The organism is Falsiroseomonas frigidaquae (assembly GCF_012163145.1).
GTDB classification, from domain to species: Bacteria; Pseudomonadota; Alphaproteobacteria; order Acetobacterales; family Acetobacteraceae; genus Falsiroseomonas; species Falsiroseomonas frigidaquae.
The window spans coordinates 743,152-753,497 of record NZ_JAAVTX010000003.1; the positions used below are offsets into that span (position 1 = coordinate 743,152).

The following is a 10,346-nucleotide window of genomic DNA, read 5'->3' on the forward strand; positions in this document are numbered from 1 at the left end:
CTGCCTGGCGGCTGCTCAGGGCTGGGCGGCAGCCAGTTCCAGCGCCCGCGCATACACCTGCTTGCGCGGCAGCCCCGTGGCCGCCGCCACCATCGCCGCCGCATCCCGCAGGCTCTGCCCCGCCATGGCGGCGCGGAGCTGCGCGTCGAGGTCGGCCTCACCCGTCACCTCCTCCGGCGCCGGGCCGACGCAGATGCATATCTCGCCGCGCGCCGGCTCGGTCGCGTAATGCCCCGCCAGCTCCGCCAGGGTGCCGCGCCGCACCTCCTCGAACCGTTTCGTCAATTCGCGTGCCACCGCCCCCGGGCGATCGCCGCCGAGGCCCTCCGCCAGGGCGGCCAGCGTCTCGGCCAGCCGGTGCGGCGCCTCATGCAGCACCAGGGTCGCCGTCAGCCCCGCGCGTTCCGCCGCCCGGTGCCGCGCGATCGCCGCCGCCCGCGGCCCATCCTTCGGCGGCAGGAAGCCCAGGAACACGAAAGGGTGAGGCGGCAGCCCGGACAGCGTCAGCGCCACCACCGCCGCGTTGGGGCCCGGGATGGCGGTTACCGGCACACCTGCCTCGATGGCGGCACGCACCAGGCGGTATCCGGGGTCGGAGACCAGCGGCGTGCCGGCATCCGAGGCGAGTGCCAGCCGCTGCCCGCCTTCGATCCGGGCCAGCACCCGGGGGATCATTTCCGCTTCGTTGTGGTCATGCAGTGGCACCAGCGTCGCGGAGACGCCATAACGCTGCAACATGAGGCCTGTTACCCTGGTATCCTCGCAGAGCACGGCATCCACCGCGCCGAGCACCGCGAGAGCCCGGGGCGACAGGTCGCCGAGATTACCGATCGGTGTCGCCACCAGGGAAAGCCCAAGCGGGGCCTCCCGAGGAGGCGCCGCCCGTTCAGGAGGGTCGCCGTTTGCCACGTCCTTCGTCCCACCATCCGTCCGACGCGCCGGAATCCTCGGCGCCGTTGCCCAGAACGCCCTGGCGACGACGCCGCCTGGGCGGGGTCACGCTGGGGGCGCTGGTGGGCACACTTCTGGGCCTCGCGGCCTGCGCGCCGCAAGCCCCCCGCCCCTCCTTCATCGGCGTCGCCCCGCCGATCGGCGGCCAGCCCGTGCTGCCGGGGCCGGTCGGGCCGCAGCGTGCGGCGATGCTCCTGCCGCTGACCGGGCCGCAGGCGCCGCTTGGCCAGGCGATGCTCAATGCCGGCTACATGGCGCTGTTCGATGAATCGCAATCCGGCATCGAGCTGGCGCCGCGCGACACCGGTGGCACCCCCGCCGGCGCCCAGGCGGCGGCGAGGGCGGCGATCGCCGATGGCGCGCGCATCCTGGTCGGCCCGCTGACCAGCGCGGAGGTGGCGGCCGTTGCCGGCCCGGCGCGGGAGGCCGGGGTGCCGGTGCTGGCCTTCACCAATGATTCGCAGCGCGCCGGCGGCGGCACCTGGGTGCTCGGCATCACGCCGGAACAGCAGGTGCGCCGCGTGGTCGCCGCCGCCGCCGCGCAGGGTGCGCAGCAATTCGCCCTCGGCGCGCCGGACAATGATTTCGGCCGTGCGCTCGCCGGCGCGCTGCGCGGTGCCACGGCCGATCTCGGCCTGCCGCCGCCCAGCATCGCGCTGCACCCGGCCAGTGCCGAACCCGCCATGGCCGCCTCCGGCGCCCGCGTCAGCGGCAGCCGGGCGGATGCGGTGCTGATCGGCGAGACCGGGGAACGCGCCCGCCGCTTCGCCGCCACCTGGATGACGGAAGCCCAGGCGAACGGCCAGCAGCCGCGCCTGCTGGGCACTGCGCTCTGGCTGAACGACCCGTCGCTGGGGCGGGAGGCGGCGCTGGCCGGCGCCTGGTTCGCCGGCCCGGATGGCCGCGCCCGCGCCCGCTTCGAGGCGCGCTACCGCGACGCCTTCCGCGAAACGCCGCCGCGTGTCGCCGCCACCGCCTATGACGCCGCGGCCATTGCCACCCGCGCGCTGCGCAGCGGCGCCTCGCCCGGCCAGGCGATGGCCGGTGCGCCCTTCGCCGGCGCCGATGGCCCGGTGCTGCTGCTGCCGGATGGGCGGACCCAGCGCGGCCTCGCCATCTATGCGGTCTCCACCGGCAGCGAGCCGCAGGTGATCGAGCAGGCGCCGGCCCCCGGCGGCCCGGGCTCCTGAGGCGGCGGCCATGGACCTGCTGAACCGGAGGGTTTGACTGGCCATGCCGGTCGCCGCCCCACCGACCGGACGCTGGCTCGCCGGCGCGGCGCTGATCGGCGGCGTGCCGGCGCTGGCGCTGTTCATTCTGCTGCTCGGCGGCGCGGTGGATACCGCGCCGGGGCTGCTGGCGCTGGGCGCCACGCTGGTCGCGGCGCTGCTGGTGTCACGCATCTGGCTGGCCAATATCGGCGCGCTGTCGGCGGCGCTGCGCCAGGCGGCGGATGGCGCCGGCATGGTGCCGGAACTCACCGGCCGGCTGCTGCTGCCCTCGGTCGCGGATCTGGCCGAGACGGCACGCCGCGTCGCCCGCGCCCTGCAATCCCGCACCGAGCAGGTCTCCCGCCTGCGCCAGGCGGATGAGGCGATCATCGAGCGCCTGCCGGACCCGCTGGTGGTGCTGGACTCTGAAGGCGCACCGCTGCGGGCGAATGCGGAAGCGCGCACGCTGTTCGGCGGCGCCCCCGGCAGCGCCGGCGACCTGGCCGCGCTGCTGCGCCACCCGGCCATGGCCGAGGCGATTGCCGCCGCGCTGTCCAAGGGCGAGCAGCAGCGCGCCGAGATCGTGCTGCCAGTTCCGGTGGCGCGGGAGTTGCGCGTGCATGCGGTGCCGATGGACCCGCCGCTGGGCGATGGCGGCCGGCTGCTGCTGGTGCTGTCGGACCGCACGCGGGACCGCGCGGTGGAGCGGATGCGCGCCGATTTCGTCGCCAATGCCAGCCATGAGCTTCGCACCCCCCTGGCCAGCCTGATCGGCTTCATCGAGACGCTGCGCGGCCCGGCGGAGGATGACCGGGAGGCGAGCGCCCGCTTCCTCGGCATCATGGCGGAGCAGGCGGACCGCATGCGGCGGCTGATCGACGACCTGCTCGGCCTGTCGCGGATCGAGATCACGGAACACCAGCCCCCCACCGGCCGGGTGGATCTCGGCGCGCTGGCGGCGACGGAGGTGGAGGCGATGGCCCCCATCCTGGCCAAGCGCGGCGCGCGGGTGGCGCTGGATGCGCCGGTCGGGCTGTTCGCCGGCCCGGCCGATGCCGGCCAGTTGGCGCAGGTGCTGCGGAACCTGCTGGAGAATGCCTGCCGCTACGGGCGCGAAGGCGGCACCATCCGGCTATCCGTGGAGCGGGCCGTGGCGCGGACGGAGGCGAATGCCAACCCCCGCTGGCCGGCGCGACCCGGCATCGTGCTGTCGGTGGCCGATGATGGCCCGGGCATCCCGCGCCAGCACCTGCCGCGGCTGACGGAACGCTTCTACCGGGTGGACCGGGGCCGCGGCCGCGATGCCGGGGGCACCGGCCTGGGCCTCGCCATCGTCAAGCACATCGTCAACCGGCACCGCGGCCAGTTGCAGATCGAGAGCGAGGAGGGCGTCGGCTCCACCTTCCGCGTCTGGCTGCCAGCGGAGTAGCGCGGGACTTTTCCGGCGCTCCGGCGTTGCTGCGCTGCCGGTGCCGGCCTTCCGGTGCCTCACGATGGAGCCCAGCGTGACCCCCCAGCCCCCCCTGTTCCAGTCCTTCTTCCTCGCCGGCTTCGAATGCTCCTCGCACCGCAACATGGCGCGCCGGCGCCTCGACATGATCGCCTCCACCCGGCACGATCTTCTGGCGCTGGAGGATTACAGCCAGCTCGCGGAGCATGGCATCCGCACCGTGCGGGACGGGCTGCGCTGGCACCTGATCGAGACCACGCCCGGCCAGTATGACTGGTCCTCCCTGCTGCCCATGCTGCGGGCGGCGGAGGCGGTGCGGACGCAGGTGATGTGGGACCTCTGCCACTACGGCTGGCCGGATGACCTGGATGTCTTCAGCGCTGCTTTCGTAGACCGCTTCGCCCGCTTCGCCGCCGCCTTCGCACGCCTGCATGTCGAGGAAACCGGCCGGCCGCCCTTCGTCTGCCCGGTGAACGAGATGTCCTTCGTCGCCTTCTCCGGCGGCGACATGGCGCGCTCCTCCCCGCACGCCAATGGCCGCGGCCTGGAGCTCAAGCGCAACCTGGTGCGGGCCAGCATCGCCGCCACGCAGGCGGTGCGCGCGGTGGCGCCCGGCGCCCGCTTCGCCTGCATCGACCCGCTGATCCACATCGTCCCTCGCCATCGCGGCGAGGAAGCGGAGGTGCGCGCCCATAATGCCAGCCAGTGGCAGGCCTGGGACATGCTGGCGGGGCGGGAGGCGCCGGAGCTTGGCGGGGCGGAGGACCTGCTGGATGTGGTCGGCGTGAACTACTACTGGAACAACCAGTGGCTGAACCATGCCGAGCCGCTCAGCGTCTTCGATGCCGCGCGCTACCGCCCCTTCCGCGACCTGCTGGCGGAGACCGCCGCGCGCTATGCACCCCGCGCGCTGTTCGTCGCCGAGACCAGCATCGAGGGCGCCCCGCGCCCAACCTGGCTGCGCTACGTGACGGAGGAGACCCTTGCCGCCGCGGCGGCCGGCGTGCCGGTGCAGGGTGTGTGCCTGTATCCCGTGATCTCCCATTACGGCTGGGACGAGGACCGCTACTGCGCCAATGGCCTGTTCGAGCTGACCCCGTTGCATGGCCGCCGCCAGGTGCACCGCCCCCTGGCCGAGGAGCTGGCCCGGCTGCAGGGGCAGGTCTCGCAGGCCATGATGGGTGGGCGCCGGGCCGCCATCGGATAGGCTGGCTCGATCGATACGATCGAATTCGGCGCCACGGGGCCGCATCATCACCCGCTTCCCCTTGACCCGGCGCCGTGACGTGGCATGTCCGGGCGGTGATGGACCTTCCCGCCCAGACCGTGCCCGCACCTGCCGCCTCGGCCAGCCGGAAGCGGCTGGCGGTGGTGCTGCTCAACCTCGGCGGACCCGATGCGCCGGAGAGCATCCGGCCCTTCCTGGTCAACCTGTTCACCGACCCCGCGATCCTGCGCGTGCCGGGCTTCATCCGCCCCTGGCTGGGCCGGCTGATCGCCTGGCGCCGCACCAGGCCGGCGACGGAGAACTACGCGATCCTCGGCGGCAAATCCCCGCTGCTGGAGCTGACCATCGCGCAGGGCCAGGCACTGGAAGCTTTGCTCAACAAGGATGGGCTGAACGCCGATAGCGTGGAGGAGGTGAAGTGCTTCACCGCCATGCGCTACTGGCACCCGATGAGCGACGAGACGGCCGCCGCCGTGAAGGCCTGGGGGCCGGACGAGGTCATCCTGCTGCCGCTCTATCCGCAGTATTCCACCACCACCACCGGCAGCAGCGCGCTCGCCTGGATCAAGGCCGCGGCGCGGGCGAAGCTGGAAGTGCCGACCACCATCATCTGCTGCTTCCACTCCCATCCCGGCTTCGCCAGCTCCACCGCCGAGATCGTACGCGGCGCCTGGGACAAGGCGCGGTCGGAGCTGGACCCGGCGATCCCGCTGCGCGTGCTGTTCAGCGCGCATGGCCTGCCGGAGAGCATCGTAAAGGCGGGCGACCCCTACCAGTGGCAGGTGGAGCAGACGGTGGCGGGCGTGGTGGCGCGGCTGGACCTGCCTGACCTCGACCACGTCGTCTGCTTCCAGTCCCGCGTCACGCCGCAGAAATGGATTGGCCCCTCCACCGAGGATGAGCTGGAGCGCGCCGGCCACGACAAGGTGGCGGTGCTGGTGGTGCCCATCGCCTTCACCTCCGAACATTCGGAAACGCTGGTGGAGCTGGACGTGGAATACCGGGAGGAGGCGGAGAAGCTGCACGTCCCCGGCTATTTCCGCGCCCCCGCCCAGAACAGCCACCCCGGCTTCATCGGCGCGCTGGCCGACCTGGTCCGCCATGGCCGCACCAGCAACCGCACGCTGTGTTCCTTCGCTGGCCCCCGGCAATGCCCGAAGAACCACAAGGACTGCCCCCATGCGGCGCTGATCGGGCGGCTGGAGGCGATGCCGGGCACGCCGGTGGAGCGCACCGCCCGCGCCCGCACCGCGGCATGAGCGCGCCTGCGCGGCCCGCCTTTGCACGCCCGGCCGCCGTGCTGTTCGACTGCGACGGGGTGCTGGCGGATAGCGAGGCGCTGCACAATCGCATCGTCGCGGAGGAGATCTCGGCGCTGGGCTGGGAGATGGACGCGGCCGAGGCGGAGCGCCGCTTCATCGGCCTGTCCTGGCGCAACATCGTCCCGCTGATCGAGGCCCGCCTCGGCCCCGATTCCGTTCCCGCCGATTTCGTGGACAGCATCGTCGCCCGCGTGCTGCGGGCGTTGCGGGAGGAGGTGGTGCCGATCCCCGGCGTGCTGGAGGCGCTGCGCGCGATCGTCGCAGCCGGCATCCCGGTGGCGGTTGCCAGCAATTCCTCCCGCCCCGAATTGCTGACCAAGCTGCACGGGCTGGGCCTGACCGAGACCTTCCGGGGCCGCACCTTCTCCTATGACGACGTGGCCCTGCCGAAGCCGGCGCCGGACATGTACCGGGCGGCGGCCGCGGCCTGCGGCGCCGACCCGCATCATTGCGTGGTGGTGGAGGACAGCGTGACCGGCAGCCGCGCCGGCTGCGCCGCCGGCTGCCGGGTGCTCGGCTACGCCCATGCGACGGACCCCGCCGCCCTGCGTGGCGTCGGGGCGGAGCCTTTCCACAGCATGACGGAACTGCCCCTCCTGCTGGGCTTGCCGGCGGAGACCCTGGCATGACGCTGGACTTCCTGGCGCCGTTCTACCTCTGGACCAAGTCGCTTCACCTGATCGCGGTGATCGCCTGGATGGCCGGGCTGTTCTACCTGCCGCGGCTGTTCATCTACCACTTCCAGGTGCCGGTCGGGGATGCGCGGTCGGAGTTGTTCAAGGTGATGGAACGGCGGCTGCTGAAGGCCATCATGAACCCGGCGATGATCGCCACCTGGGTGTTCGGCCTGGCGCTGATCCTGACCCCCGGTGCAGTGGATTGGACCGCCGGCTGGTGGCACCTGAAGCTGACCTCCGTGCTGCTGATGTCCGGCTTCCACGGCATGCTGGGCGCCGCCCGCAAGCGCTTCGAGGCCGATGGCCGGCCCCGCACCGAACGCGCCTGGCGCTTCTGGAACGAGGTGCCGACGCTGCTGCTGATCGTCATCGTCATCATGGTGATCGTGAAGCCGTTCTGAGATCGGCGACGGATGCTTGCAAAGCGCCTGAAAAACCGCCATGTGCCAATTGACGGTTCGCCCAGCGCCCCATAGGTTCGCCTGGTCGTTCCGACAATCGGCCAAGCGTCGCGTCCTGCGGCGTAGCTGATCCCTCCTCTCCTCAGACTTCTCCTGGTCGCCGCAACCCAGGCCCGTGCAACGGGATCGCGGCGCGGGAATGGCCCCGGCAACCGGTCTTCGCCCCAGGCGGAGTCCGACGAGGCCCACACCGAGACCCCAGGTCCGCCTGATCCCATTCCTCGCGCACGACGGACGCGTCCGCACATGCATCTCTCCGAACTCAAGGCCAAGTCCCCGGCCGATCTCCTCGCCTTCGCAGAGTCCCTGCAGGTCGAGAACGCGTCGTCGCTGCGCAAGCAGGACATCATGTTCGCGATCCTGAAGACCCTGGCGGAGAACGAGCAGGCCATCTACGGCGACGGCACGCTGGAAATCCTCGCGGACGGCTTCGGCTTCCTGCGTAGCCCGCAGGCCAACTTCCTGCCGGGCCCGGACGACATCTACGTCTCCCCTGCCCAGGTCCGCCGCTTCGGCCTGCGCACCGGCGACACGGTGGAAGGCCAGATCCGCGCGCCGAAGGACGGCGAGCGCTACTTCGCCTTGCTGAAGGTCGACACCATCAATTTCGAGCCGCCCGAGGCGCTCAAGCACCGCATCAACTTCGACAACCTCACGCCGCTGTACCCGACGCGGCGCCTGAAGATGGAGAATGCGGAGGCCGAGGCCCAGGCCAAGGGCCCGACCAAGGACTATACCCACCGCATCATCGACCTGGTGGCCCCCATCGGCATGGGCCAGCGCGCCCTGGTCGTGGCGCCGCCGCGCACCGGCAAGACGGTGATGCTGCAGAACATCGCCAAGTCCATCACCGCCAACCACCCCGACGTCTTCCTCATCGTCCTGCTGATCGATGAGCGGCCGGAGGAAGTGACCGACATGGCCCGCACCGTGCGCGGCGAAGTCGTCGCCTCCACCTTCGACGAGCCGGCGACCCGCCACGTGCAGGTTACGGAGATGGTGCTGGAGAAGGCCAAGCGCCTGGTCGAGCACAAGCGGGATGTGGTGATCCTGCTGGACTCCATCACCCGCCTCGGCCGCGCCTACAACTCCGTCGTGCCGTCCTCGGGCAAGGTGCTGACCGGCGGCGTGGACGCCAACGCCCTGCAGCGCCCGAAGCGCTTCTTCGGCGCGGCGCGCAACATCGAGGAAGGCGGCAGCCTCACCATCATCGCCACCGCGCTGATCGACACCGGCAGCCGCATGGACGAGGTGATCTTCGAGGAGTTCAAGGGCACCGGTAACTCGGAGCTCATCCTGGACCGCAAGCTGTCCGACAAGCGCACCTTCCCGGCGATCGACATCACCAAGTCGGGCACCCGCAAGGAAGAACTGCTGGTGGACCGCGCGACGCTTTCCAAGATGTGGGTCCTGCGCCGCATCCTGAACCCGATGGGCACGCAGGATTCCATGGAGTTCCTGCTGGACAAGCTGAAGTACAGCAAGACCAACCAGGATTTCTTCGACGCGATGAACACCTGATCCCCCGCGAGGGCGGCGGTTTCGCGCCGCCCTCGCCTGCCGGACCACCCGCCCAATGGACCAGCTTACGTCTTCCGCCCGCCTGATGCGCGCCGCCGTCTTCGCCGCCCGCGTCCATGCCGGCCACCGCCGCAAGGGCGCCGCCGCCGAGCCCTATGTGAACCACGTCCTCGAAGTGGCGCAGATCCTGGCCGAGCATGGCGCGCCGGAGGACGCGATCCTCGCCGCGCTGCTGCACGACACGGTCGAGGACAGCGACACCGACCCAGACCCCATCACCCATGACCGCCTGGTGGCCGAATTCGGTGCCGAGGTCGCAGGGCTGGTGGCGGAGGCGACGGATGACAAATCCCTGCCCAAGGAATCCCGCAAGGCGCTGCAGGTGCGCCACGCGCCGGGCCGCACGCCGGCAGCCAAGATGCTGAAGCTGGCCGACAAGATCTCCAACCTGCGCGCCATCACCGCCAGCCCGCCGGCGGGCTGGGACCATGCCCGGCGGGTCGAGTATGTCGGCTGGGCCGGGCGCGTCGCCGCCGGGCTGAAGGGCGCCAACCTGGCGCTGGATGCGCTGTTCGACGCCACCTACCGCGATGCCATCGCCGGGCTGGCGCGCGACGCGTGACGCCACCCACCATCCTGCACATCGAGCAGGCGACGCTGACCGCCGTGCCCGCCCCGATCCTGGCCTTCGACGGCCCCTTCGTGCTGCGCCGCTTCCTCGGCGGCACCGGCCGCGCCAATGCCGCCTGCGCGCTGGACCCGGCGCCCGATCCGGACCTGCCCGCCCGCATCGCCCGCGCCGAAGCCTTCTACGCCGCTGCCGGCCAGCCCTGCCGCTTCCGCTCCACCCCGCTGGACCCCGAAGGCCTGACCAGCTTGCTCTCGGCGCGTGGCTACACGGGCCGCGACCACAGCCAGGTCATCGGGGGCCCACTGGCGGCCTTCGCCCGCCACGACACGGCGGCCCGCTTCCTGGATGGCCCGCACCCCGCCTGGATGGCCGTGGTCGCCACCGCCGAGCACCAGTCCGAAGCCCGCCGCGCCGAGAAGGCGCGGATGCCGGAACTGCTGGGCGTGCCCGCCGCCTGGGTGGTGCTGGAGCAGGACGGCATCGCCGCCGCCTGCGCCTTCGTCACCGCCCAGGGCCGCTGCGCCGGGTTGTTCGACCTGGCGGTGCGCCCCGAATTCCGCCGACGCGGCCTCGGCCAGCGGGTGATGGCGGCGGCCGGCGCCTGGGCGGCGGAGCAGGGTGCGGACTGGGCCTATGCCCAGGTCTCCTGCACCAACCAGGCCTCGCTCGCCATGAACGCCGCGCTCGGCCTGACCGAGCACTACCGCTACGCCTATTGGCTCAGGGCGGGCTGAGCGGGCAGGCCAGCGGCGGCGGCCGGGCGAAATCCAGGAAACCAGCGAGGCAGGCGCCGAATACTACTGTGTCATAAAATGCTTGCGTGACGCGGAGCTGTCTTCGTACGTGTGGCGATTCATGCACGTGGAGGCGGGTCCGTGGTTGTCTCATCCGCGC

General features: G+C 71.7%; 10 protein-coding genes. 9 read left to right on the forward strand and 1 reads right to left on the reverse strand.

All coding sequences use genetic code 11. From position 1 onward, the window contains the following. Positions 1-15: 15 nt before the first annotated feature. The gene (gene rsmI, locus HB662_RS12525; protein WP_342449500.1) at positions 16-909 is read right to left on the reverse strand and encodes a 16S rRNA (cytidine(1402)-2'-O)-methyltransferase; all 894 of its coding nucleotides are present in this window, start codon (positions 907-909) and stop codon (positions 16-18) included. Between the two features lie 47 nt (positions 910-956). Here rsmI and HB662_RS12530 point away from each other — a divergent pair, with 47 nt between their 5' ends. The 9 genes from HB662_RS12530 (at position 957) to HB662_RS12570 (ending at position 10,186) form a co-directional block, all read left to right on the forward strand. Continuing rightward, on the forward strand, positions 957-2,141 hold the full coding sequence (locus HB662_RS12530; RefSeq protein ID WP_168050028.1) for a penicillin-binding protein activator: 1,185 nt from the start codon (positions 957-959) through the stop codon (positions 2,139-2,141). Positions 2,142-2,184: 43 nt separating this feature from the next. Continuing rightward, entirely contained in the window at positions 2,185-3,591 is a 1,407-nt protein-coding gene (locus HB662_RS12535) for an ATP-binding protein (protein WP_168050029.1), read from the forward strand. A 76-nt stretch (positions 3,592-3,667) separates the two neighbouring features. After that, on the forward strand, positions 3,668-4,819 hold the full coding sequence (locus tag HB662_RS12540; RefSeq protein WP_342449501.1) for a glycoside hydrolase family 1 protein: 1,152 nt from the start codon (positions 3,668-3,670) through the stop codon (positions 4,817-4,819). 74 nt (positions 4,820-4,893) lie between these two features. Then, complete coding sequence (gene hemH / locus HB662_RS12545; RefSeq protein WP_342449502.1) at positions 4,894-6,099, forward strand: ferrochelatase; 1,206 nt, start codon at positions 4,894-4,896, stop codon at positions 6,097-6,099. Beyond that, positions 6,096-6,791 (forward strand): HAD family hydrolase, encoded by a 696-nt coding sequence (locus HB662_RS12550; protein WP_168050031.1) that lies wholly within the window; start codon positions 6,096-6,098, stop codon positions 6,789-6,791. The genes hemH and HB662_RS12550 overlap by 4 nt, the downstream gene beginning before the upstream one ends. After that, the gene (gene hemJ / locus HB662_RS12555) at positions 6,788-7,240 is read left to right on the forward strand and encodes a protoporphyrinogen oxidase HemJ (protein ID WP_168050032.1); all 453 of its coding nucleotides are present in this window, start codon (positions 6,788-6,790) and stop codon (positions 7,238-7,240) included. Before HB662_RS12550 ends, hemJ begins: the two co-directional genes overlap by 4 nt. A gap of 306 nt (positions 7,241-7,546) precedes the next feature. Then, positions 7,547-8,821 carry a transcription termination factor Rho gene (gene rho, locus HB662_RS12560; protein ID WP_168050033.1) on the forward strand — a complete coding sequence of 425 codons (1,275 nt, stop codon included), beginning with the start codon at positions 7,547-7,549 and terminating at the stop codon, positions 8,819-8,821. A 55-nt stretch (positions 8,822-8,876) separates the two neighbouring features. Continuing rightward, entirely contained in the window at positions 8,877-9,443 is a 567-nt protein-coding gene (locus HB662_RS12565; protein WP_168050034.1) for an HD domain-containing protein, read from the forward strand. Continuing rightward, positions 9,440-10,186, forward strand: a complete 747-nt coding sequence (locus tag HB662_RS12570; RefSeq protein WP_168050035.1) for a GNAT family N-acetyltransferase — start codon at positions 9,440-9,442, stop codon at positions 10,184-10,186. The genes HB662_RS12565 and HB662_RS12570 overlap by 4 nt, the downstream gene beginning before the upstream one ends. Positions 10,187-10,346: the final 160 nt, after the last annotated feature.